Source organism: Telluria aromaticivorans, assembly GCF_013003915.1.
Classification (GTDB): Bacteria; Pseudomonadota; Gammaproteobacteria; order Burkholderiales; family Burkholderiaceae_D; genus Telluria; species Telluria aromaticivorans.
This window is the reverse complement of sequence record NZ_JABAIV010000007.1, coordinates 214,376-237,423: the sequence shown is the minus strand read 5'-3', so window position 1 is coordinate 237,423 and position 23,048 is coordinate 214,376. Positions and strand designations below refer to the sequence as shown.

The 23,048-nt window shown below is 62.1% G+C and carries 18 protein-coding genes; 8 read left to right on the top strand and 10 right to left on the bottom strand.

Annotation, left to right across the window (positions count from 1 at the left end):
• Nucleotides 1–24 precede the first annotated feature (24 nt).
• Nucleotides 25–1,659, bottom strand: a complete 1,635-nt coding sequence (locus tag HGB41_RS18660) for a GMC family oxidoreductase (RefSeq protein WP_171087241.1) — start codon at nucleotides 1,657–1,659, stop codon at nucleotides 25–27.
• Nucleotides 1,660–3,004: 1,345 nt separating this feature from the next.
• On the opposite strand from HGB41_RS18660, the gene HGB41_RS18655 reads away from it, so the two are divergent.
• The 3 genes from HGB41_RS18655 (at nucleotide 3,005) to HGB41_RS18645 (ending at nucleotide 6,806) form a co-directional block, all read left to right on the top strand.
• Complete coding sequence (locus tag HGB41_RS18655; protein ID WP_171087238.1) at nucleotides 3,005–3,340, top strand: hypothetical protein; 336 nt, start codon at nucleotides 3,005–3,007, stop codon at nucleotides 3,338–3,340.
• 97 nt (nucleotides 3,341–3,437) lie between these two features.
• Nucleotides 3,438–5,951, top strand: coding sequence for a CehA/McbA family metallohydrolase (locus HGB41_RS18650; protein ID WP_171087236.1), 2,514 nt, complete (start codon nucleotides 3,438–3,440; stop codon nucleotides 5,949–5,951).
• 87 nt (nucleotides 5,952–6,038) lie between these two features.
• Nucleotides 6,039–6,806, top strand: coding sequence for a 5'-methylthioadenosine/adenosylhomocysteine nucleosidase (locus HGB41_RS18645; protein ID WP_171087234.1), 768 nt, complete (start codon nucleotides 6,039–6,041; stop codon nucleotides 6,804–6,806).
• On the opposite strand, the gene ald is transcribed toward HGB41_RS18645, so the two are convergent.
• Nucleotides 6,803–7,918, bottom strand: a complete 1,116-nt coding sequence (ald, locus tag HGB41_RS18640; RefSeq protein ID WP_171087232.1) for an alanine dehydrogenase — start codon at nucleotides 7,916–7,918, stop codon at nucleotides 6,803–6,805. The genes HGB41_RS18645 and ald overlap by 4 nt on opposite strands.
• A gap of 181 nt (nucleotides 7,919–8,099) precedes the next feature.
• Nucleotides 8,100–11,747, bottom strand: a complete 3,648-nt coding sequence (gene putA, locus HGB41_RS18635) for a trifunctional transcriptional regulator/proline dehydrogenase/L-glutamate gamma-semialdehyde dehydrogenase (protein ID WP_171087231.1) — start codon at nucleotides 11,745–11,747, stop codon at nucleotides 8,100–8,102.
• A 228-nt stretch (nucleotides 11,748–11,975) separates the two neighbouring features.
• Between putA and HGB41_RS18630 the strand changes: the two genes are divergently transcribed.
• The gene (locus HGB41_RS18630; protein WP_005664065.1) at nucleotides 11,976–12,431 is read left to right on the top strand and encodes an Lrp/AsnC ligand binding domain-containing protein; all 456 of its coding nucleotides are present in this window, start codon (nucleotides 11,976–11,978) and stop codon (nucleotides 12,429–12,431) included.
• Between the two features lie 161 nt (nucleotides 12,432–12,592).
• On the opposite strand, the gene HGB41_RS18625 is transcribed toward HGB41_RS18630, so the two are convergent.
• On the bottom strand, nucleotides 12,593–13,549 hold the full coding sequence (locus HGB41_RS18625) for a LysR family transcriptional regulator (RefSeq protein WP_171087228.1): 957 nt from the start codon (nucleotides 13,547–13,549) through the stop codon (nucleotides 12,593–12,595).
• A gap of 121 nt (nucleotides 13,550–13,670) precedes the next feature.
• Here HGB41_RS18625 and HGB41_RS18620 point away from each other — a divergent pair, with 121 nt between their 5' ends.
• Nucleotides 13,671–13,889, top strand: a complete 219-nt coding sequence (locus tag HGB41_RS18620; protein WP_171087226.1) for a hypothetical protein — start codon at nucleotides 13,671–13,673, stop codon at nucleotides 13,887–13,889.
• Between the two features lie 476 nt (nucleotides 13,890–14,365).
• Here the strand turns inward: HGB41_RS18620 and HGB41_RS18615 are convergent, their stop codons facing one another.
• The 5 genes from HGB41_RS18615 to HGB41_RS18595 all read right to left on the bottom strand — a co-directional run bounded on the left by HGB41_RS18615 (nucleotide 14,366) and on the right by HGB41_RS18595 (nucleotide 17,489).
• Nucleotides 14,366–14,917: a DUF1003 domain-containing protein gene (locus HGB41_RS18615; protein WP_171087224.1), complete on the bottom strand. Its 552-nt coding sequence runs from the start codon at nucleotides 14,915–14,917 to the stop codon at nucleotides 14,366–14,368.
• A gap of 117 nt (nucleotides 14,918–15,034) precedes the next feature.
• Nucleotides 15,035–15,295 carry a YfhL family 4Fe-4S dicluster ferredoxin gene (locus HGB41_RS18610; protein WP_171087222.1) on the bottom strand — a complete coding sequence of 87 codons (261 nt, stop codon included), beginning with the start codon at nucleotides 15,293–15,295 and terminating at the stop codon, nucleotides 15,035–15,037.
• Between the two features lie 14 nt (nucleotides 15,296–15,309).
• Complete coding sequence (gene coaD / locus HGB41_RS18605; RefSeq protein ID WP_171087220.1) at nucleotides 15,310–15,810, bottom strand: pantetheine-phosphate adenylyltransferase; 501 nt, start codon at nucleotides 15,808–15,810, stop codon at nucleotides 15,310–15,312.
• A gap of 133 nt (nucleotides 15,811–15,943) precedes the next feature.
• Nucleotides 15,944–16,585, bottom strand: coding sequence for a 16S rRNA (guanine(966)-N(2))-methyltransferase RsmD (rsmD, locus tag HGB41_RS18600; RefSeq protein ID WP_171087218.1), 642 nt, complete (start codon nucleotides 16,583–16,585; stop codon nucleotides 15,944–15,946).
• Nucleotides 16,586–16,649: 64 nt separating this feature from the next.
• A complete protein-coding gene (locus HGB41_RS18595) occupies nucleotides 16,650–17,489 on the bottom strand; it encodes a DUF6279 family lipoprotein (RefSeq protein WP_229423113.1) in 840 nt (279 codons plus the stop codon).
• 79 nt (nucleotides 17,490–17,568) lie between these two features.
• Here HGB41_RS18595 and glmU point away from each other — a divergent pair, with 79 nt between their 5' ends.
• On the top strand, nucleotides 17,569–18,945 hold the full coding sequence (glmU, locus tag HGB41_RS18590; RefSeq protein WP_171087214.1) for a bifunctional UDP-N-acetylglucosamine diphosphorylase/glucosamine-1-phosphate N-acetyltransferase GlmU: 1,377 nt from the start codon (nucleotides 17,569–17,571) through the stop codon (nucleotides 18,943–18,945).
• A gap of 102 nt (nucleotides 18,946–19,047) precedes the next feature.
• Here glmU and HGB41_RS18585 read toward each other — a convergent pair whose 3' ends face one another.
• Nucleotides 19,048–19,518, bottom strand: coding sequence for an Lrp/AsnC family transcriptional regulator (locus HGB41_RS18585; protein ID WP_171087212.1), 471 nt, complete (start codon nucleotides 19,516–19,518; stop codon nucleotides 19,048–19,050).
• A 161-nt stretch (nucleotides 19,519–19,679) separates the two neighbouring features.
• On the opposite strand from HGB41_RS18585, the gene glmS reads away from it, so the two are divergent.
• A complete protein-coding gene (gene glmS, locus HGB41_RS18580; protein ID WP_171087210.1) occupies nucleotides 19,680–21,509 on the top strand; it encodes a glutamine--fructose-6-phosphate transaminase (isomerizing) in 1,830 nt (609 codons plus the stop codon).
• Between the two features lie 444 nt (nucleotides 21,510–21,953).
• Nucleotides 21,954–23,045: an NAD/NADP octopine/nopaline dehydrogenase family protein gene (locus HGB41_RS18575; protein ID WP_171087208.1), complete on the top strand. Its 1,092-nt coding sequence runs from the start codon at nucleotides 21,954–21,956 to the stop codon at nucleotides 23,043–23,045.
• Nucleotides 23,046–23,048 lie beyond the last annotated feature (3 nt).

Here is a 23,048-nt window from a genome sequence, read left to right as displayed (position 1 = left end):
AAGTTTGCACAACCGGGAACTTATTCAGGTGGCTGCCTCGTGTTGGGCCAGGATGTCTTGCGCTGCCTTTTCCGCGATCATGATCGTCGGTGAATTCGTATTTCCCGAGGTAATGAAAGGCATGATCGACGCATCGACCACGCGCAGGTTTTTCACACCGCGCACCCGCAGGCGGCTGTCGACCACCGCCATCGGATCGTCGCTCCGCCCCATGCGGCAAGTGCCGACCGGATGGAAAATCGTGGTGCCGACCAGCCCTGCCGCCTGGGCGAGTTCTTCCTCGGTCTGGTATTGCGGCCCCGGCATGAATTCCTGGGGCTGGTAGCCAGAGAGCGCCGGTGCGGCCACGATGCGGCGCGTCAGCGCCAGCGCCGCGGCGGCGGTCTTGCGATCAAGCTCGGTACTCAGGTAGTTAGGCGTAATCTTCGGCGCCGCATAACTGTCGCTTGACGCAATTCGCACATGGCCGCGCGAAGTCGGCTGCAGGTTGCAGACGCTGGCCGTAAAGGCCGGGAAGCGGTGCAGCGGGTCGCCGAATTTGTCGAGCGACAGCGGCTGGACGTGGAATTGCAGGTCGGGTGCAGGCTGGTGTGGCGACGATTTGGCAAACGCGCCAAGCTGGGAAGGCGCCATCGACATCGGCCCGCTCTGGAACAAGGCGTATTCGAGCCCGATCAGGGTCTTGCCGAACCAGTTAGTGGCGAGCGTATTCAGGGTAGTGACGCCCTGCACCTTGAAAATCATCCGCAGTTGCAGGTGGTCTTGCAGGTTGGCGCCGACGCCGGGCAGGTCCGCCACCGGTACGATCCCGTGGCGCTGGAGTTCCCCAGCTGCGCCGATGCCGGACAACTGCAGGATCTGCGGCGAACCGACCGCCCCTGCTGCGAGCAGGGTTTCCCGCTGCGCGCTGGCATATAAAGCCTGGCCGCCACCGGTAAATTGCACGCCGGTGCAGACCGTGCCTTGCGGCGTTTCGGCAAACAGCAAACGTTCGACGTGGCAGCCGGTCATGATCGTCAGGTTCGGACGGTGCGCTGCCGGCCTGAGGAACGCCTTGGCCGTATTCAGGCGGATGCCGCGGCGCTGGTTGACCTCGAAATAGGCAGAGCCCTCGCCCAGGCCGGCATTCAGGTCGCCGATTTTCGGGATGCCGGTCTCTGCTGCTGCTTCGCGGAAGGCATCCAGGATCTTCCACGAGAGCCGCTGCTGTTCCACCCGCCATTCGCCGCCGGCGCCATGCAGTTCGCTGGCCCCGGCATAGTGGTCTTCGCTGCGCCGGAACAGCGGCAATACCTTGTCCCAGCGCCAGCTATCGTCGCCTGTTTCTTCGGCCCAGCGCTCATAGTCGAGCGGCTGGCCCCGCATGTAGATCATGCCGTTGATCGACGAGCTGCCGCCCAGCACTTTCCCCCGCGGATAGATGAGCGAGCGGCCGTTCAATCCCGCCTCGGCTTCGGTGCGGAACAGCCAGTCGGTGCGCGGATTGCCGATGCAATGCAGGTAGCCGACCGGGATGTGGATCCACAGGTAATCGTCCTTGCCGCCCGCTTCGAGCAGCAAGACATTGATCTCGCGGTTGCGGCTCAGGCGGTTGGCCAGGACGCAGCCCGATGTGCCAGCCCCGACGATGATGTAGTCGTACTCGCCAACCGATTCCACTGGCTACTGTCCCCGCAAGCCGGCCACGAGGCCGACCCTGGTGCCGTTCGCACATGGACATGCCTCGCCGTTACCAGGCAAGCCTGGCAGGGGCAGTCGACACAGCGCAGCAAGCTCCATCACCCCTCCGTTTGCGATTCGTTGAGGCAAGCTTACCAGAACGTAAACGGATGTCCAGAGCCCATCTGTGGATAAGGTTCTTGATATCCACAGGTACGGTTTGTGCAGAACCGAGGTGTTTTGGCGATCCCAAATTGTTGTCCAATGTTTGGACCGTTTGCACATGCAAGCCGTGCACCGCCTTATACCTTCTGTAAGCGCTTGATTCTTCACGCCTTAACTGGCTTCTCCACAGAACAGGGCTGCCGTTAACTATTACTACTATTTTGTATATCTACTTAACTTGTAAACCTTTAAAAACTTTTAAAACTTTTTTTTCTTGGTCGCGTCGTGTCGATCCGACAAGCCGGACGCGTCAAACGACGACGCTTCAACTCGCCTCGTCCCTTCTTCCAAAACCGTCTGCACGCTTTTTTTTAAAAACGGTCTGCAAGCACCTGTGGAAAACAGTTGGGATATCCACAGGATCGAATGTGTAGAACAGCTCGTAAAACAGCCTGGACTGAAATCTGTCCAACTTCCCTACAGTTTACAAACACTGCTTGTACAGCAACTTGAAACGGTTGTAAGTGCTTGATGCTGTGGAAAAAACCGGGCTTATCCACAAATAAGTTGGCGTTTACTATTACTACTATTTTGTATACAACCTAGTTAACTAAAACAATAAACCCAACAACTTTCCGGAATTCAGCGCTCACAAGCGCTAAACATCCGGAAGCCCAAAGGCTTGCAGGCGTATTCGTTCAACAACCAGAACCAGGTTCGCCATCGCCGGCACGACCGGCTCGTTGATCGCGAAGTTCGGCAAGGACTGAAACGTGATGACATGACGCGATCGAAGCCTGGCAAACCAGAACAGCCGAACCCTGATGACTCCACCAAGCCGCCAACCCGGCCCACAACGCCGTCATGCTGGACATCCACCAGGCTGCAAAACCGGTTTTTAGCCTGAATATCGATGACGCGTCTGTGGGTAAGTCGATGTATATCCACAGGAGCAGATGTGCAGAACAGGACAATTCTCGACTGACTCAAAATCTGTCCACCATCCGTTCAATCTGCGCACAAGCTTTGTCCCGCACCCAAATGAAGGCGCAAGTGCTTGATTTTGTGGAGTAAACGCGACTTATCAACAGAAGAGCTCACGTTTACTAACTATTACTAGTTTTATATATACATCTTAGTTAACTAAAACCCTGAAACACCGCTTTGGGAAAACCCAGACGTGGACTTGCCACTCCTTCCACCGGTAAGACAGGCAAAACGGGGGCTCATCTCCTGTGAAAAGGCGATCCATGAGCTCGATCAAACGGTGTATATCCATCGAACAACCCGGCTGGCTGTGCTGCGCATGGCCTTGTGGCCAGCCGATCGCGATGACCACCCCCCGGAAATGCAAACACTGTGTGAACAACCCGGAGCTTATGCACAGTTCATCGCCTGGTCGTCCTCTGGCGAGCCGCAGGGGCTGGTCAAAGTTGCCTTGCGCACGGATTACGTCAACGGCACGGACTCGTCGTCGTCTGCACCTTGGTTTCAGCGTATTGACAACAACTGTTGAGTTCCCAATAAAAAGTGCTTGTTTGTCATCAATGTGTCATGCATTGTTGTCAAAGTTTGTACTTTTTCATAACAAAGAGAAACGAGGGGACTCAAACATGCGTCGTATTCACACCTTGAAGTTGCTGCCGTTGGTCCTGGCGCTTGGCATCAGCCAGGCAGGTTTTGCTTCGGAAGCGGATCACCGCGAGTTCGAAGCCACCCTGCATGCGCCCTACAACGCAGCGGTATCTGCCCAGGAAGGGCGCACATTTGCGCTCAAGTTCAGCTATCCCTTCGTCGAACAGGCCCACGACATCGCCTGGCGCCTCGAATTGGTGGATCCGGCGCAGCGCATCATCGAACGCTGGCAAGGCAGCGAGCTGCTGTCGAAAAAGGCAGTGGACGTCAAGGTGAACTGGGCCGGACGTGCGGGCGACCCTGCCCTGCGCGACGGCATCTACCAGGTGCGGATGATCGCGGTGGCCAAGGAAAAAGACGGGCGCGCCAACCGCAAGCTGTCCGGCGCAGAGATCGGCGCCATCCTCGACGCCAGGAACGACAGCGGCCACCGCATCGAACAAAGCTGGGACATCGTCGTGGGCGATGCCGGCGCCGTACCGATGCCGGCCTTTCAGCCGCTGCCGACCGGCGCCGGCAAGGAATCCGCGTCGCCTGCTGCTGCAAAATCAGGCAGCACCCAGGCGATCCCGGGAACCGTGTCGCCCGCATCGGTGCCGGCCACCGCCTCGCTGCCCTACACCGTCTACTACGCCAACCTGCACAGCCAGACCAATCACAGCGATGGCGGCGGCGCACTGGCGTCCTGCACCAGTTCGGAGAGTCCGCAAGCCGGCGCCTTCGGCCCGACCGACGCGTTCACCTATGCGAAGAACCGGGGCCTCGACATCCTGATGGCGTCGGAGCACAACCACATGTACGACGGCTCGAGCTCGACCAACACGGCGGCCAGTCCGGCCACTGCCAAGGCGCTGTATGCGGCCGGCCTGAAAGCGGCCGCGGACTTCAACCTGGCCAACCCGAACTTCCTCGCCGTGTATGGCCTGGAATGGGGCGTGATCAACAATGGCGGCCACCTGAATATCCTGAACAGCACCGAGCTGCTGCAATGGGAATACAACGCCAGCAACCAGCTGCTGGGCGACGCCTTTACCGCCAAGACCGACTACGCGGCGCTGTACACCTTGATGAAAAACCGCGGCTACATCGGCCAGTTCAACCACCCCGAGACCAGCGGCCAGTTCCTCGTGAACGGCGTGGCGCTGGGCTATACCGCCGACGGCGACGAGGCGATGGCGCTGTGCGAAGTGATGAACACTTCTGCCTTCTCGACCAACACCACGGAATCCGAAACCGGCCGCAGTACCTATGAAAGCGCCTGCAAGAAAGCGCTCGAAGCGGGCTTTCATATTGCCTTCACCACCAACCAGGACAACCATTGCGCCAACTGGGGCGCTTCCTACACCAACCGTACCGGTGTCCTGATCCCGACCGGCACAGCGCTGACCAACGCCAGCTTCGTCGACGCGCTGCGCGCACGGCGCGTGTTCGCGACCATGGACAAGACGTCGCAGCTGGTACTTACGGCGAATGGCCGCGTGATGGGCGAGCGCATCACCAACAGCGGCCCTTTGACCCTGGTGGCGAACTTCGCCAACACCTCGGGCAAGACCGTGTCGTCGGTGGCGATTTTCGAGGGCGTCCCCAAGCGCAACGGCACAGTGACCCAGTTGTCGACCAGCGCGAATACGACCATCACCCCAAGCCTGGGCGAGCATTTCTACTATGCGAAGATCACCCAGAGCGACGGCAAGATCCTGTGGTCGGCGCCAATCTGGGTCACGCAGGCGGCAGGATCCGGCGACACCGTCGCGCCGACAGTCAGCGCCAGCGAGTCCGGCAGCAGCGGCACGATCACGCTGTCGGCCACTGCCAGCGACAACGTCGGCGTCACCAAGGTCGAGTTCTATGTGGATAACCTGCTGACAGGGACCGACACCGCCGCGCCCTACTCGATGACGCTCAATTCGACCACGCTGTCGAACGGCGCGCATACCCTGACGGCCAAGGCCTATGACGCGGCCGGCAATGTCGCCACCTCGAGCGCGGCGGCGTTCAGCATCACCAACGGCGGCGGTACCGGCGGCACCCAGCTGCTGGCCAACCCGGGCTTCGAGTCGGGTGCGGTGTCCTGGAGCGGCGGCAGCGGCATCATCAACAACGCCGCTGCCACGGCGCCACGCACCGGCAGCTGGGAAGCGAAATTTGCCGGCACCGGCGCGACGCGCACCGACAACCTTTACCAGCAGGTCGCCATTCCTTCGAGTGCCGCCAGCGCGACGCTGTCGTTCTGGCTGCAGGTCGGGTCGGCGGAAACGACCACCACCTCCGCCTTCGACACGCTCAAGCTGCAGGTGCGCAGCAGCGGCGGCACCGTCCTGGCCACGCCGGCCACCTATTCGAACCTGAACAAGGGCACCGGCTACGTGCAAAGGACGGTCGACCTGACGGCCTACAAGGGCCAGACGGTGCAAGTCTTCTTCGCCGCGGCCGAGGATTCGTCGCTGCAGACGACCTTCCTGGTCGATGACGTGGCGCTGACGGTGCAGTAAGCGTTGTTCGGTGCAGCAGCCCGGGCTTTTGCGACTGGGCTGCGCGCGCCGGTTATCATCGTGACCCGGCAATCACGGTAGAAAAATATGCGGTTAGGGATCATCAGCGCGCTGGCGGAAGAACAGCAGGGGCTCGTGGAGGCCATGAGAGGCCCCGCCACGCTCATCCACGGAAAACGTGCCTACACCCTTGGGCAGCTATGGGAAATCGACGCTGTGTGCGTTTTGTCGCGAATTGGGAAGGTTGCGGCGGCCATGACCGCCACCACCCTTGTGGAAAAGTTCGGAGTTACCCACATCCTGTTCACCGGGGTGGCCGGCGCCGGGGATAAAACCGTTCAGGTCGGGGATATCGTGGTGGCCGAAGCCCTGGTCCAGCACGACCTGGATGCCAGCCCGCTGTTTCCGCGTTTCGAGGTGCCGCTGACGGGCCTGAGCCACTTCCAGCCCGACCCGCAGCTGTCGATGCGCCTCTCGCGCGCCGCCCACGATTTTTTGGAGCAGGATTTCCTGGACGCGGTGGGCGAGGGCGAACGCCGTGCATTCGGCCTGCTGCAGCCGCGCGTGCACCGTGGCCTGGTGGCGAGCGGCGACCAGTTCATGACCGACCGTGCGCACCTGGCAGGGCTCAACGCGGCCCTGCCAGGGCTGGTGGCGGTGGAAATGGAAGGCGCCGCGGTGGCGCAGGTGTGCCATGAGCTGGGCGTGCCCTGCGCGGTGATCCGCACGATTTCCGACAACGCCAATGAAAACGCGGCCATCGATTTCATGCGCTTCGTGAAATCGGTGGCCGCGCAGTATGCTTTCCACATCACCCGGCGCGTTTGCCGGGATTTGGGTACCTCGGTACGCTAGCCCAGCAGCGATTCGGCCGGCACGAAGTCGTAGCCCAGGTCGCGGGCAACGGCCTGGTAAGTCACTTTTCCCTGGCAGACGTTCAGGCCATTGCGCAGATGGACATCGTCCGACAGCGCCTGGCGCCAGCCCTTGGTGGCCAGTGCCACGGCGTGGCCGATGGTGGCGTTGTTCAGCGCGAAGGTCGAGGTGCGCGCCACCGCACCCGGCATGTTCGCCACGCAGTAGTGGATCACGCCATCGACGACAAACGTCGGGTCGGCATGGGTGGTCGCATGCGAGGTCTCGAAGCAGCCGCCCTGGTCGATCGCCACGTCCACCACCACCGCGCCCTTCTTCATGCGCGAGATCATGTCGCGGGTGACCAGCTTGGGCGCCGCGGCGCCCGGCACCAGCACGCCGCCGATCACCAGGTCGGCGGATAGAACCGCTTCCTCGATCGAGTGGGCGTTGGAATAGACCGTGGCGATGCGGTTGCCGTAGACGAGATCGAGCTGGCGCAGGCGGTCGACGTTTTTATCCAGCACCGTTACGCGCGCACCGGTACCGACGGCCATCTGCAGCGCATTGGTGCCGACCACGCCGGCGCCGATGATGACCACGTGGCCAGGCGCCACGCCCGGCACGCCGCCCAGCAGCAGGCCCATGCCGCCCTTGGATTTCTCGAGGTGGGCGGCGCCGGCCTGGATCGACATGCGGCCGGCCACTTCGCTCATCGGCGCCAGCAGCGGCAAGCCGCCGCCCGTACCGGTGATGGTTTCATAGGCGATGCAGACCGCGCCGGATTTCACCAGCGCGGCAGTTTGCTCGGGATCGGGTGCCAGGTGCAGGTAGGTGTAGAGGATCTGCCCTTCGCGCAGCATCGCGCACTCGACCGGCTGCGGTTCCTTGACCTTGACCACCATGTCGGCGCGGCCGAAGATCTCCTTGGCCGTGGCGACCATGGTGGCGCCGGCCGCCACGTACTGCGCGTCCGACAGCCCGATCTGCTCGCCGGCGCCCTGCTGCACGATGACGTCGACCCCGCGTAAGGTCAGCTCGCGCACCGACGGCGGCGTGAGCCCGACCCGGTACTCGTGGTTCTTGATCTCCTTTGGTACGCCTACTAGCATGTCTGCCTCCAATTTATAAGAATTGTCTCCAGCTACGGCTACTGCAAAGATTACACCTCAATCCCGTAGGGTGGGCGGGTCTCCCGCCCGCGCGGTGATAGTTAGCAGCAAGATCGCCGCGCGCGAGATCGGAGCCGTTAACCATCACCGCGCGGGCGGCGAAGCCGCCCACCCTACATAATCACACCCCCAGCGTCATCAGGCTTGCGTTGCCCCCAGCCGCAGTCGTGTTGACGCAGACCGCGCGCTCGGCCACCAGGCGCCACAGGGCCACCGGCGCCGCGGCGCTCGTGTCGACGATGCCGACGATTGCGCCCGTGCGTGCCGCCAGTTTCGCGCGCAGCGGACCGGCCAGGCCGGCTTCCACCAGCGCCACCTGGAATTCGCCCGCATCGATTTCGTCCATGCCGATGAAGCGCACGCGCTCTTTCACCAGCGTCGGCAGGTTGGCCGGGATCAGTCCTGGCGCTGCCAGCACCAGCGCGCGGTTACCGGTGGCCAGGCTTGCGGCCACCTGGTTGAGCAGGCCGGAGGCCGTGCTTGGCGCGCACAGCACGGTGCCGCGCGAAGTAAACGCCAGCGTATTGCGCTCGCCGGTCGGACCCGGCAGCACCATCTCGACGCCGGTGAGGGCGCTGCGGCCATAGCCTTCGGCCAGCGCCATGGTGTCGCGGTTCTGGCCATTCGTGCGCAGCCAGCCGAGCAGCGCTTCCAGGCCTGCATCGAAGGCGCGGCTGTGCTCCATCAGCGGCGCGGCATTGCGCTGCAGGCGCTTGAGGTAGAGCGGGCCGCCGGCCTTCGGGCCGGTGCCGGACTTGCCTTCGCCGCCAAAGGGCTGCACGCCCACCACGGCGCCGACGATGTTGCGGTTGACGTAGATGTTGCCCACGTGCGCCTGCTTAACGATGAGGTCGATGGTCTCGTCGATCCGCGAATGCACGCCGAGGGTCAGGCCGTAGCCGGTGGCGTTGATGGTGTCGATCACCTTCCCCAGGTCGGCGCGGCGATAGCGCACGATGTGCAGCACCGGGCCGAACACTTCATGCTTGAGTTCCGCCAGCGAGCCGATTTCCAGCACGGTCGGCGGCACGAAGGTGCCGGCCTCCAGCAAGCTGCTTGGGAGTTCAAGCGCGAAGTGGCTGCGCGCGGTGGCGCGCATGCGCTCGATGTGGGCCAGCAGGTTGCGCTGGGCTTCGGCATCGATCACCGGGCCGATGTCGGTGGCCAGGCGGTCCGGGCTGCCCACGCGCAGTTCCAGCATGGCGCCCTTGAGCATCTTGATGGTCTTGTCGGCGATGTCTTCCTGCAGGAACAGCACGCGCAGCGCCGAGCAGCGCTGGCCGGCACTATCGAAGGCCGAGGACAGCACGTCCGAGACCACTTGCTCCGGCAGTGCCGACGAATCGACGATTAGCGCATTCTGGCCACCGGTTTCGGCCACCAGCGGGATGTCGCTGCCCTCGATTTCGGCACGCTTGGCCAGGGTGCGGTTGATCAGCTGCGCCACTTCGGTGGAGCCGGTGAAGATCACGCCTTTTACACGCGCATCCGCGGTCAGGGCTGCCCCGACCACTTCGCCGCGGCCCGGCAGCAGCTGGATCGCCGCGCGCGGGAAGCCGGCTTCATGGAACAGTTCTACCGCGCGGTGCGCGATCAAGGGGGTCTGTTCGGCGGGCTTGGCCAGCACCACGTTACCGGCTGCCAGCGCTGCTGCTACCTGGCCGGTAAAGATCGCCAGCGGGAAGTTCCACGGGCTGATGCAAGTCACGGGACCCAGCGCGCCATCCGCTTTCGAGTCGCGCACCTGCACGGCGTAGTAGCGCAGGAAGTCGACCGCTTCGCGCAGTTCGGCGATCGCGTTCGGCAGCGACTTGCCGGCTTCGCGCACGGCCAGCGCCATCAGCTCCAGCCCGTTCTGTTCGAACAAATCGGCGGTGCGCTCGAGCATGGCGGCGCGGCTTTCCACCGGGGTGGTTTCCCACTCGCCGGCGAAGGCGGCAGCCGCGGCCAGCGCCGTCTCGACGTCGGTGCGCGAAGCCTCGGCTACCCGTCCGACGATATCGCTCGATTGTGCCGGGTTGATGATGTCGGCATGTTCGCCTGCTTCCACCGGGCCAGCGATCAAGGGCGCCGCGACGTGCTGGCGCTGTTGGGCCAGGCCGTCGGCGACGATGCGCAGCGTGTTTTCGTTGACCAGGTCCAGGCCCGCGGAATTCGCGCGCTCGGCGCCGAACATCTGCAGCGGCAGGGCGATCGCCGGGTGCGGCTTGCCGCCCGCGGCGCGGGCCTGCTCGAACGGGTCGGCCAGCAGCGAGTCGATGGCGACGCTTTCGTCCACGATCTGGTTCACGAACGAGGAGTTGGCGCCGTTTTCCAGCAGGCGGCGCACCAGGTAGGCCAGCAGGGTTTCGTGCGAACCGACCGGCGCATAAATGCGGCAGGCCTTGTCCAGCTTGTCCTTGCCGACTACCTGGTCGTACAGGGTCTCGCCCATGCCGTGCAGGCACTGGAATTCGTAGTTGCTGACGCCATCGGCCTTGGCCCAGGTGTAGATCACCGCCAGCGAATGCGCGTTGTGGGTCGCGAACTGCGGGTACAGGATGTCGGCGGCTGCGAGCAGTTTGCGCGCGCAGGTGAGATACGACACGTCGGTATACACCTTGCGCGTGTACACCGGATAGCCCGGCATGCCTTCGACCTGTGCGCGCTTGATCTCGGCATCCCAGTAGGCGCCCTTCACCAGGCGCACCATGAATTTCTGGCCGCTCCTCTTGGCCAGGTCGACCAGGTAGTCGATCACGAAGGGGCAGCGCTTCTGGTAAGCCTGCACCACCAGGCCGATGCCCTCGAAGCCTTTCAGCTCCGGGTCAAAAGCCAGCACTTCCAGCATGTCGAGCGAGATCTCGAGGCGGTCGGCTTCTTCCGCATCGATATTGATGCCGATGTTATAGCTCTTCGCCAGCAGCACCAGGCTGCGCACGCGCGGCAGGAGTTCGTCCATCATGCGCGCATGCTGCGAGCGGCTGTAGCGCGGGTGCAGCGCCGACAGCTTGATCGAGATGCCCGGGCCATCCTTGATGCCGCGGCCGTTCGAGGCGCGGCCGATCGCGTGGATCGCGGTTTCGTACGAGGCGTAGTAGTTCTTCGCATCGCTTTCGGTCAGCGCCGCTTCGCCCAGCATGTCGTAGGAATAGCGGTAGCCGCGGGTTTCGTTCTCGCGGCTGTTCTTCAGCGCCTCAACGATGGTCTGGCCGGTGACGAACTGGTTGCCCAGCATGCGCATGGCCATGTCGACGCCCTTGCGAATCAAGGGTTCGCCGCCCTTGGCGATGAGGCGTGTGAGCGCCGAGCCCAGGTTCTTTTCGCTGTTGGTCGAGACCAGCTTGCCGGTGATGAGCAGGCCCCAGGTGGCCGCGTTGACGAACAGCGAAGGCGATTCGCCCAGGTGCTTGCGCCAGTCGCCGCGGCTGATCTTGTCGGCGATCAGGCGGTCGGCGGTTGCGCTGTCCGGGATGCGCAGCAGCGCTTCGGCCAGGCACATCAGCGCCACGCCTTCTTCCGACGACAGCGAGAACTCATGCATCAGCGCGTCCACGCCCGACGACCGGGTGCGCTTTTCACGCACGCTCGAGACCAGGCGGTGGGCCAGCATGTGGGCATCGCCGTTGGCGCTGGCGCCCTGCGCCAGCAGCCACTGCACGGCTTCAGGCTCGTCGCGGCGGTAGGCCGCGGTGATGGCGGCGCGCAGCGGGGCCTGGTCGTGCTTGACCTCAGCCTGGAGGGCGTCGAAAGGAACAAAGGTGGTGGCCGGGGTGGCGGCAATCTGCATGGCTGATTCTTTAAAAAAGGAAACGGGTGTGGTCGACCGCCCAGCAAAAAACGCCGTGCTGCTCAACATGCAGCCGGCGCGGTTCCGGGAGTCGACCGATGATTCGGTGGAATGATCGATTGTAGAAGGAAATCTTCTGGATTAATTCTGTTTTTAAGACAGACTAGCAATAGATAGTTTTTGGTGCGACAATCTGACCAAATAATATTTACATGGCAGGAGATGACCATGCTCGACAAGATCAGCAAGAAAATTCTGGCGGAGCTGCAAAACGACGGGCGCATCAGCAACGTCGAGCTGGCCGCCCGTGTGAACCTTTCTCCTGCCGCTTGCCTGGAGCGCGTGCGCAAGCTCCACGAGTCGGGCTACATCATGGGCTATACGGCCCAGCTCAACCCGCAGCTGCTGGACGTGTCGCTGCTGGTGTTCATTGAAGTGGTACTCGATCGTACCACTCCCGAAGTATTCGACGCCTTCAAACAAAGCGTGCAAATGATCCCGGAAGTGCTGGAATGCCACATGGTGGCCGGCGGCTTCGACTACCTGGTGAAAGCGCGCGTGAAGGACATGGCGGCCTACCGCGAATTCCTGGGCAAGACCCTGCTGCAGAAAGGCGTGCGCGAGACGCACACCTATGCGGTGATGGAAGAAGTCAAGAACACGACCAAGTTGCCGATCAGGTAGGCGTGATCTGGTCCAGTGGACCAGATCACGCTCTGCCGACCTGGTAGGGTGGTCGGCTCTGCCGACCGCGCGTTCAAATCACGTATTCAATACTGGCGCGGCCATTCTATTGCTGGCTGAACGCGCGGTCGGCGAAGCCGACCACCCTACGAACAACCCGATTACTCCACCTTGCGCGACCCGCTCTTCGGCGCCGCGGTCTCCGCCATGCTTTCCAGGTTGGTGCGCAGCCAGCGGTGCGCATGGCTGCGGCCGTCGCGTTCGTGCCAGAGCATGTCCAGGTGCACGGCCGGCAGCTGGAAGGGCAGCTCGCGCCAGATCAGGGCATCGGTCGAGCCGGTCGATGCGATCAAGTGCTTCGGCAGCACGGTAATCAAATCCGAATTCGCCACTACCCGCCCTGCCGTGAAGAACTGGTTCACCGTCAGCAGGATGCGGCGCTCGCGACCAATCTGCGCCAGCGCTTCATCGACCAGCCCGTGGGCGCGGCCCGAAAAACTCACCAGCAGATGATTCGCCTTGCAGTAGGTATCGAGGTCGAGCTTTTCCTTGGCCAGCGGATGATCCTTGCGCATCACGCACACATACACCCCCGAATACAGGCGCTCGTGGCGGATCGGCGAGCCGGTCTCATAGGACAGCTGCGCCGCCACGCCGGGGAAGAAGCCGACTGCCAGGTCGATATCGCCGCGCAGCAGCATCGGCCGCGGTTCGCGCGTGGTCAGCGGCACCATGCGGATGTTCACGCCCGGCGCTTCGCGTTCGATCGAGCGCATCAGTGACGGCAGCCACAGGGCGGCGGTTGCATCGGCCATCGCCATCCGGAAGGTTGCCTGCGCCTTCGACACGTCGAAGGTTTCCGGCATCACGGCCGCTTCCAGCGCCGCCAGCGCCTGGCGCACGGCCGGCCACAGAGCTTCGGCGCGCGGGGTCGGCTTGACGCCATAGGCGGTACGGATCAGGAGTTCATCCCCGAGGCTTTCGCGCAGGCGCTTGATCGCATTCGAGACGGCGGGCTGGGTCATGGCCAGGTGGCCGGCCGCGCGGGTGAGGTTTTGCTCGGTCATCACTGCGTCGAAGACGCGCAGCAGGTTCAGGTCAAGCGTGAGAAAGCTCATGGGACGGTGTAATGGCAATGCGGATAGTGCCCACAAGTGTACCTCAACTATTCACAGAATGCATAAGCGTCATCAGTGAACGGAATTAGATTTATATGTTGCATCGCACTATATTGTCGCCATGTCTACCACGCTCACCCTGATCCAGTCCGCCGGCGCCGCCGTTGTCGGCGTCCTTGCTACCGTTCCTGTCGGCCAGGTCGTCCGTAGTGCCGCAGGGCTGGCGCTATTCGGTGGGGTTGCGATGGTCTTCCGTCCGCTGCTCGTCGGCATTGGCCGCGCCGCCATGCTGGCCGTGCGTCCGCGCCCGCCGAAGTCCTCGCTGGCCAGGCATTCCTGATTCCCACGCTTTCCGTTTGACGCGGCCTCCGACCTGGACGCCGCGTTTTTTTACGTCCGCTTTTTCCGTTTCCCTTCGTTGTAGACCATCCAGCGCTTTGCACTCGGTGACTCTTCGTCACCGGAGTTTTCACGCCCCGTGGATTTAACAAAGTTCACAAAGAGTTACCAATGATGAAAATCGTCACGCCTGCATGAATGAAAATAATCGACAAATTAAAAGGAGTAGTCGAACAATAGCTCAACTATATGCACTATTTGAAGCAAAACGCAGGCGGGCCCCGAGGTGCACGTTCTGAGTGGAAAACTGTGCAGATCAAGCTAAATATAGGGATCTTGTTATCTGATAGATGAGTAATAACAGGTGTTACATAAAATTCACGTTGATTCAGTCGCTATTGATGAGAGTTGGTAATATCAGAGGCGACATCAGGCGCGGTTCGTCCTGAAGGCCGATCAAGGAACCTGCGCAGTCGATTATTTGCGTTCGCAGTTGAGCTGGGCGCCCGACTCTTCGATGATGGACAGGACCGCTTCGGTATCGGTCGGCCTGGACAGCTCTTCGGCCTCGTGGTCGACCTTGTTGCGGACATTGGGCAGGTCGCGGCGCAGTTCTTCCAGCATCCCGATGATCTTGCTGCTCTTTTCTTCCGCCAGCAGATTGACCTGCAAATCGAGGTGGGCGTGCTGGTTGGCGAGGGAGGACATGCGATTCTGGCGAATCAGCACGGCGGTAGAGATGACGAAGGCATTCAGGGCAATGAATCCCTGCAGCCAGAAGAAGGGCGGCTCGTCCCACTGGTCGAAGCCCAGTCCAGGCGCCACCAAATTCCAGCCCATCCACAAGACGGCGCCCACCAGGTTGGCGCCGACATAGGCCGGGGTGCCGAGGATGAGGCTGATATTTTCGAACAGGCGTTGTCCGGCCGTGGCTTTTTCTTCATGCCGGGCATAGAAATCGGATACCGTGCCGACGTGCTCGTGCAGGGCGGACGGCAGGGTTTCCTTGGGCTCGTTGGGCGTCTCCATGAAAATCAGGATAGCACGCAGGATAACGGGCTTATGCGCGTGCCCGCACACAAGGGCGGCGCATTCGGGTCAGGCCAGGGACGGGAAAAAGAAAGCCGGCTGGGAAGCCGGCTGGATCTAAGCGTTTGCCTTGTCGGCAGTAAGGCGTTCGTATTTCGCCTGCAGTTCCTCGCGCGTTTCGCGCCAGGCCGGGTCGAGCGGGATGCAGGCAACCGGGCACAGGACCTGGCAGGTCGGTTCGTCGAAATGGCCGACGCATTCGGTGCACTTGTGCGGATCGATCTGGTAGAACTCGACGCCCATCGAAATGGCGTCGTTCGGGCATTCGGGTTCGCAGACGTCGCAGTTGATGCAGTCGTCGGTAATCAGCAGTGCCATTGGTTAAAGCTCGCTCAGGCTGCCGGCGCCGCTTTGATGGCTGCGATCTTCTTTTGCAGCCAGCGGTCCACCGACGGGAAGACAAATTTCGATACGTCGCCGCCCAGCATCGCGATCTCGCGCACGATGGTGCCGGAGATGAACTGGTACTGGTCGGACGGGGTCAGGAACAGGGTTTCGACATCCGGCAGCAAATAGCGGTTCATGCCCGCCATCTGGAATTCGTATTCGAAGTCGGACACCGCGCGCAGGCCGCGCACGATCACGCGCGCATCGTGCTTGCGCACGAAATCCTTGAGCAGGCCGGAGAAACTTTCCACTTGCACGTTCGGATAATGGCCCAGCACTTCATTGGCGATTTCCAGGCGCTCGTCGAGCGAGAAGAAGGGCTTCTTGTTCTTGCTGTCGGCCACGCCAACTACCAGGCGGTCGAACAGGCCCGAGGCACGGCGCACTAAGTCTTCGTGGCCACGCGTGAGCGGATCGAAAGTACCTGGATAAACGGCTACAACCATTGCGGCTCCCCTGGAGAATCACCTAATCGGAACGCGCATTATGCCTGAAAATCCGGCAGCCGCCCCAGCCTGGGGCGGTCTTTGCCCAATCCTTGTGCAGATTGGAGGCGCAAGGCGCGCTCAGCTAACTCGCTTATGCAACTTTTTCGTGCAGCTTCAGCAGGTAGTAATAGACCATGCCCGCTTTATCCGCGCGAATGGCATCCCACCCTAGCAGCCAGTCGGGAATATCGTCGCCTTCCTGCGGCAGCGGCTCGCCGGTTTCTGCATACACCAGGCCGCCTTCATTGAGGATGGCCGGGCACAGCGGCAGGATCTGGCTGAGCAGGCCGAGCTGGTAGGGCGGATCCAGGAAGATCACGTCGAAGCGCTGGCCGCGGGCGCCAAGGTCTGTGACCAGGGTCAGCGCGTCCGCACGCAGCACCCGCACGTTGGCGGCTTTCAGCTTTTCCTGGTTGGCCTCTAACTGGCGTGCCGCCGGACCATGGTTGTCGACCATCGTCACCGAGGCCGCGCCGCGGCTGGCCGCTTCGAAGCCGAGGGCGCCGGAACCGGCGAACAGGTCGAGGAAGGCGGCCTGGTCCCAATCGCCGCCGAGCTGGTGGTTGATCCAGTTAAACACGGTTTCGCGGACGCGGTCCGGCGTCGGGCGCAAGCCTTCGGCATCGAGGACCGGGAGCAGGACGCGTTTCCAGGCGCCGCCGATGATGCGGACCTGGCGCGGCGCCAGGCGCGGGGCGCCGTGGGCCTTGGGTTTGGCTGGCTTTTTTTGCATGGGCGGCACTATATCATGGGCACCAGCACCAGGATCGCAGCGCCCTGCCCCCGCCAGCCAGCCTTTATTTACCTACGGCCAGTCCCTGGAAATCGGTGATCCAGCCCTGCATGCGCTCCTGCGCGTGTTTCTTCTGCGCCGGGGTCGCGATGCGGATCGCCGTCAGGATGTATTTCGTGGTCTGGTCGAGGCTGGTGTCATAGAAGGCCTTGCGCTCCGGGGACTCCATGCGGGTAAAGAACTCGCGCTGCATGGCCTGGATCTGCGCAGCCGCCTGCTCGCGGTTCAGCTTTTCTTGCTGGATCTTGCGCAGCACGCCCACGATGCGGCGCTGGCGCCAGACCCGCTCTTCGAGCCAGGCTTCGTTGTCGAGCGGACGCGCATCGGACGCACGGCGCAGGGTCGCTTCCTGCTCGCTGCTGAAGTTGCCGAACCACAGGTCGAACTGTTCCATCGACTTTTTAAAGCGGGCTTTCTGGCGCTTCTCCGTGTTGCCCTGGATGAATTTCTTGCGGTATTCCTCGTTTTTCGACTGGAATTTGCGCTCGATGTTGGCGATCTGGTCCGGTTTGATCGACAGTGCAAGGGTCGTGATTTCCGGAACGGCACGCGCGGCCAGGCGCTCGCCGCGTACGCGGATCTCGCGGTAGGCATTGAGCAGGTCGGCCTGGGTCGGGTTGCCGGCCAGCTGGCGCTGGAAGCCGCCGAGCAGGGCCGCATAGTCGCGCAACTGGGTCTGGCGGTGCCATTTGAACAAATTGTCGATATCGCGCTTGGCGATGTCGGCTTGCTGGCCTTCCAGGTCGGCATAGGAATCCATCCACCAATACAGTAAGGTATCGCCTTGGTTGTAGGTGAACTTGACCGAGCTGCAGCCTGCCGCAAGGGCAAGCACAGCAACCATGAAGAGCGCAATCGTGCGCCGGAGCAAGTTGTCTGGCGTGTTAAACTTTTTCATATTATCAACTTTTTGAGAACGGCTTATGAACGTTGTGATCCTCGCCGCCGGCATGGGAAAGCGCATGCAATCTGCGCTGCCGAAAGTCCTGCATCCACTGGCGGGGAAGCCGCTGTTGCAGCATGTCATCGATACGGCGCGAAGCTTATCGTTGAGTAAATTATGCGTGATTTACGGTCACGGGGGCGCAGCGGTGCCGGAGATGCTCGGCAAGCTGTCCGCGGCAACCGGTACCGCGATCGATATCGCCCTCCAGCAGCCGCAGCTCGGCACTGGCCACGCGGTCATGCAGGCGGTGCCGCAGCTGGATGAAAGCGTGCCGACCCTGGTGCTCTACGGCGACGTGCCGCTGACCACCGCCGCAACGCTCGCTCGCCTGGTCGAGGCCGCCGGTAGCGACAAGCTCGCCATCCTGACCGTCGAGCAGGGCAACCCGTTCGGGCTGGGCCGCATCGTGCGCGAGAACGGCAGCATCGTGCGCATCGTCGAAGAGAAAGACGCCAGCGAGGCCGAGCGTGCGATCCGCGAGATCAACAGCGGCATCATGGTCGTGCCGACCCCGCACCTCAAGAAATGGTTGGCCGCGCTGTCGAACAACAATGCCCAGGGCGAGTATTACCTGACCGATATCGTGGCCCAGGCAGTTAGCGATGGCGTGCCGGTGGTATCGGCCCATCCTTCGGCCGAGTGGGAAGTGGCAGGCGTCAACAGCAAGGTGCAATTGGCCGAGCTCGAGCGCCGTCATCAGCTGAACATTGCCAATGCACTGCTGGAAAAGGGAATCACCCTGATGGATCCGGCACGCATCGACGTGCGCGGTGAACTGATTTGCGGCCGCGACGTGACGATCGACGTCGGTTGCGTGTTCGAAGGCCGCGTCGAGCTGGCCGACGGCGTCACCGTGGGCCCGCACTGCGTGCTGGTCAATGCGCGGGTCGGCGCGGGCGCCACCATCAAGCCCTTCTGCCATATCGAAGACGCGATCGTCGGCGCTCAGTCCCAGATCGGTCCGTACGCACGCCTGCGCCCGGGCACCGAGCTGGGCGAGGACGTCCATGTGGGAAACTTCGTCGAGATCAAGAACAGCACGGTGGCCGCGCACAGCAAGGCCAACCACCTGGCCTATGTCGGCGACGCCACCATCGGTTCGCGCGTGAACATTGGCGCCGGCACCATTACCTGCAACTACGATGGCGCCAACAAATTCCGCACCGTGATCGAAGACGACGCCTTCATCGGCAGCGACAGCCAGCTGGTGGCGCCCGTGACCGTCGGCAAGGGCGCGACCCTGGGTGCGGGCACGACGCTTACCAAGGATGCGCCGGCAGGCAAGCTGACCATCTCGCGTAGCAAGCAGATGACCATCGAAGGATGGAGCCGTCCGGTGAAGGCCAAGAAGTAATCCACCGTCAATTCACAGCAAAGCCACAGGATAAGCACAGGGTCATACCGTGCTTATCCACGGCTCTTACCCCTACCAGTCCACAGCCTTATCCACAGGACCTCACACAGTAATGCGCGTGTCGAACTTGCTGCGGTGGGTGGAGAAATAGGCTTTGACGTTGCGCACGTTGGCATGCGCCGTGAACAGGCGGTGCGCCAGCTCGTGGTAGGCCGGCATGTCCGCCACCTGCACGACGAGCACGAAATCCGGGCCCGGCGTGACGCGGTAGCATTGCAGGGCGGCCGGCTCGAGCGCCACCAGGCGTTCGAATTCCTCCATGCGCTCGGCTGCCTGCACGTCCAGCGTGATCTCGACGATGGCCGTCAGGCGCGCACCAAGCTTGTCGGGGGACACGATCGCTACTTGCCGCTCGATAACACCATTGTCGGTGAGCTGTTTTACGCGGCGCAAACAAGTGGGCGGTGACACGTGCACCAGTTCAGCCAACTCGGCATTCGTATGCGATGCATCAGCCTGCAATGCATTGAGGATGCGACGATCAAGCTCGTCGAGAAGTAATTGATCTGACATGGTGTGAAATAATTAAAAAATAATTGTGCGTTAAATGAAATAATATTTCATCGCGAGTAGCACGTGGAATAATATTTCAAATATGTGTTAAATCTGAAAGCTTATTTCACACTGGTTGCTCTACGATAGGACTTATTGCTAATTTTTAAACGAGGTCTACCATGTGCGGTATCGTCGGTGCAGTCGCCAAGCGCAACATCACTCCAGTCCTGATCGAGGGCCTGAAGCGCCTCGAATATCGCGGTTACGACTCCTGCGGCGTCGCCGTGCACCTGGACGGCAAACTGACCCGTTCGCGCAGCACCTCGCGCGTGGCCGAGCTCGAATCGCAAGTGCGTGAAGCGCGCCTCGAAGGTTTCACCGGCATCGCCCACACCCGCTGGGCCACCCACGGCGCACCGGCTTCGCACAATGCCCACCCGCACTTCTCGCCGACCGAAGACAATGCCCGCATCGCCCTCGTCCACAACGGCATCATCGAAAACCACGACGAGCTGCGCGCCGAACTGACCGCCCTCGGCTACGTCTTCACCAGCCAGACCGATACCGAAGTCATCGCCCACCTGGTCGACCACATGTACACCGGCGACCTGTTCGAGACCGTGCAGCAGGCGGTGAAACGCCTGCATGGCGCCTACGCCATCGCCGTGTTCTCGCGCGAAGAGCCGCACCGCGTGGTCGCGGCCCGCCAGGGCTCGCCGCTGATCCTGGGCGTGGGCGAAGGCGAGAATTTCGTCGCTTCGGACGCGATGGCGCTGGCCGGCACCACCAACCAGATCATCTACCTGGAAGAAGGCGACGTCGTTGACCTGCAACTGGCGCGCTACTGGATCGTCGACGTCGACGGTCGTCCGGTCGAGCGAGAAGTGAAAACCGTGCACGCCCACACCGGCGCAGCCGAGCTGGGCCCGTACCGCCACTACATGCAAAAGGAAATCTTCGAACAGCCGCGCGTCATCGGCGACACCCTCGAGGGCGTCACCGGCATCATGCCGGAGCTGTTCGGCGACGGCGCCTATGGCGTGTTCAAGGAAATCGACCGCGTGCTGATCCTGGCCTGCGGCACCAGCTACTACGCCGGCTTGACCGCGAAATACTGGATCGAATCGATCGCCAAGGTCCCCGTCAACGTCGAGATTGCCAGCGAATACCGCTACCGCGACAGCGTGCCGCACCCGCAGACCCTGGTCGTGACGATTTCCCAGTCCGGCGAAACCGCCGACACCCTGGCCGCGCTGAAGCACGCACGCAGCATGGGCATGCCGCACACGCTCACCATTTGCAACGTCTCGACCAGCGCCATGGTGCGCGAGTGCAAGCTGAACTACATCACCCGTGCCGGCGTCGAAGTCGGCGTCGCCTCGACCAAGGCCTTTACCACCCAGCTGGCGGCGCTGTTCCTGCTGACCCTGACCTTGGCGCAAGTCAACGGCCGCCTGACCGAAGAAGCCGAAGCCGAACACCTCAAAATGATGCGCCACCTGCCGGTCGCGATCTCCGCGGTGCTGGCGCTCGAACCGCAAATCATCGCCTGGGCCGAAGAATTCGCGCGCAAGGAAAACGCCCTGTTCCTGGGCCGCGGCATGCACTACCCGATCGCCTTAGAGGGCGCCTTGAAACTCAAGGAAATCTCGTACATCCACGCCGAAGCCTATCCAGCTGGTGAACTGAAGCACGGCCCGCTGGCGCTGGTGACCGAAGAGATGCCGGTAGTAACGATCGCCCCGAACGATGCCCTGCTGGAAAAACTGAAATCGAACATGCAGGAAGTGCGCGCCCGCGGCGGCCAACTGTACGTCTTCGCCGACGTCGACTCGCGTATCACCTCGGGCGATGGCGTGCACGTGATCCGCCTGCCGGAACACTATGGCGACCTGTCGCCGATCCTGCACGTGGCCGCACTGCAGCTGTTGGCGTATCACACCGCGCTGGCACGTGGTACCGACGTGGACAAGCCGCGCAACCTGGCGAAGTCGGTGACCGTCGAATAAGCCTGGCGACCTGATTGTTAAAAAGCCTGAAGAGTGCGAGCTCTTCAGGCTTTTTTTATTTGATGGCAATGGGAAACGCGTCTCGACAGGCCATGCTAGAGCCCATGCGACTTCCCTCATTCCGGCACGGTGAACCGCGGAAATTTTCGTCCGGTTTACACGACTCTGCGTACCGGGCTCAAGCGGGAATTCGGTTGACTTCGCAAATGAACAAACTTATCTTAAATTTAATCGATGAGCAGCCAAGAGCATTGCTAGTCCGATATTGATTGCTTCGGGCGGCGAGGTGGAGACGCACCCTGCGCGTGTCTCAGGGTACGTTTGTGCGTGCTTCCAAACCTGTTGCCGCTTCTGATGAACCTGTTAATCAAGCCGCCGCTGCCTTGCGGACCAGGTCGCTGACGCTTGCCGCGTCGTGCCCTTGCTTGGTCGAATGGAGGACGCATGAACGTGTTAATGGTTGGTGCAGGCAATGCCGGATGTGCGCTCGGCGCAATCCTCGCGCAGGAAGGAAACCGCGTCGTCCTGTTCAAGACGTCGCACTCCCTGCATGACGAGAATTTCGACATGGTGCGTGAATCGCGCACGATCCGGATCGTCAGCAATCCGAAAGGGGGCGAGACCAGCATGGCCTCGATCGCGCTGGCCACGCGCGATGTCGACGAAGCCTTTGCAGTGACGCCCGACGTCATCTACATCACCACCCAGACCCAGTGCCATGCCGCCATCGCCGCACTGATCGGCCCCTACCTGAAGGCGCACCAGCTGGTGCTGCTGGCGCCCGGCTACATGGGGTCCTGCCATTTCCTTCCCTACCAGGCCAGGGAAGCTTTCCTGCTGGCTGAAGGTGAAAGCCTGCCCTACGATGCGCGCATTACGGCGCCGGGTGTGGTCAATGTCCTGTTCCGCAACACGCGCAATGCGCTGGCCTTCCTGCCGCGCGACCGTGCCGCCGAAGGACTCGAACGTGCCGCCCAATTGTTCCCGACCTATGTCGCAACGCGCAGCAACGTGGTCGAGTCGGCGATGCACAACCCGAACCTGATCGTCCACACCATCGGCGCGCTGCTGTCGGCCAGCCGCATCGAATATGCGCAGGGCGAATTCTGGATGTACCGCGAAGCCTTCACGCCTTCGGTCCTGAACCTGCTGTACCGGCTCGATGCGGAAAAGAGCGCCGTCATCGCCGCAACCGGCGGCAAGCCTTCGCCCTATTTCGACGAATGCAAGTTCCGCAACGAAGAAGACCTGTCGCAGCCCTCGCTGTCCGTCTTCCGCCGCTACGCCGCTGAAGGCGGGCCCAAGGGACCGGCCACCCTGCAGACCCGCTTCATTACCGAAGACGTGCCGATGGGGCTGGCGCTGCTGTCCTCGATCGGCCGCCTGATGGGCGTACCGACGCCCACGGCCGATGCCTTGATTGTGATCGCCAGCGGCCTGCTCGACCGCGATTTCACTGCGGAGGCGCGCACCCTGGCCAGCCTGGGACTGGGTGAAGTGTCCCCGGACGAATTCAAACGCATCCTGAACGGGTGACGC

Bases quoted from the DNA above. Each gene is read 5' to 3' on its own strand.
- HGB41_RS18630 (WP_005664065.1), top strand. From the start codon at position 11,976: ATGCTCGACAAGATCAGCAAGAAAATTCTGGCGGAGCTGCAAAACGAC.
- glmU (WP_171087214.1), top strand. From the start codon at position 17,569: ATGAACGTTGTGATCCTCGCCGCCGGCATGGGAAAGCGCATGCAATCT.
- putA (WP_171087231.1), bottom strand. From the start codon at position 11,747: ATGCAGATTGCCGCCACCCCGGCCACCACCTTTGTTCCTTTCGACGCC.
- HGB41_RS18595 (WP_229423113.1), bottom strand. From the start codon at position 17,489: ATGGTTGCTGTGCTTGCCCTTGCGGCAGGCTGCAGCTCGGTCAAGTTC.
- HGB41_RS18645 (WP_171087234.1), top strand. From the start codon at position 6,039: ATGCGGTTAGGGATCATCAGCGCGCTGGCGGAAGAACAGCAGGGGCTC.
- coaD (WP_171087220.1), bottom strand. From the start codon at position 15,810: ATGGTTGTAGCCGTTTATCCAGGTACTTTCGATCCGCTCACGCGTGGC.
- glmS (WP_171087210.1), top strand. From the start codon at position 19,680: ATGTGCGGTATCGTCGGTGCAGTCGCCAAGCGCAACATCACTCCAGTC.
- HGB41_RS18610 (WP_171087222.1), bottom strand. From the start codon at position 15,295: ATGGCACTGCTGATTACCGACGACTGCATCAACTGCGACGTCTGCGAA.
- ald (WP_171087232.1), bottom strand. From the start codon at position 7,918: ATGCTAGTAGGCGTACCAAAGGAGATCAAGAACCACGAGTACCGGGTC.
- HGB41_RS18650 (WP_171087236.1), top strand. From the start codon at position 3,438: ATGCGTCGTATTCACACCTTGAAGTTGCTGCCGTTGGTCCTGGCGCTT.
- HGB41_RS18625 (WP_171087228.1), bottom strand. From the start codon at position 13,549: ATGAGCTTTCTCACGCTTGACCTGAACCTGCTGCGCGTCTTCGACGCA.
- rsmD (WP_171087218.1), bottom strand. From the start codon at position 16,585: ATGCAAAAAAAGCCAGCCAAACCCAAGGCCCACGGCGCCCCGCGCCTG.
- HGB41_RS18620 (WP_171087226.1), top strand. From the start codon at position 13,671: ATGTCTACCACGCTCACCCTGATCCAGTCCGCCGGCGCCGCCGTTGTC.
- HGB41_RS18575 (WP_171087208.1), top strand. From the start codon at position 21,954: ATGAACGTGTTAATGGTTGGTGCAGGCAATGCCGGATGTGCGCTCGGC.
- HGB41_RS18585 (WP_171087212.1), bottom strand. From the start codon at position 19,518: ATGTCAGATCAATTACTTCTCGACGAGCTTGATCGTCGCATCCTCAAT.
- HGB41_RS18615 (WP_171087224.1), bottom strand. From the start codon at position 14,917: ATGGAGACGCCCAACGAGCCCAAGGAAACCCTGCCGTCCGCCCTGCAC.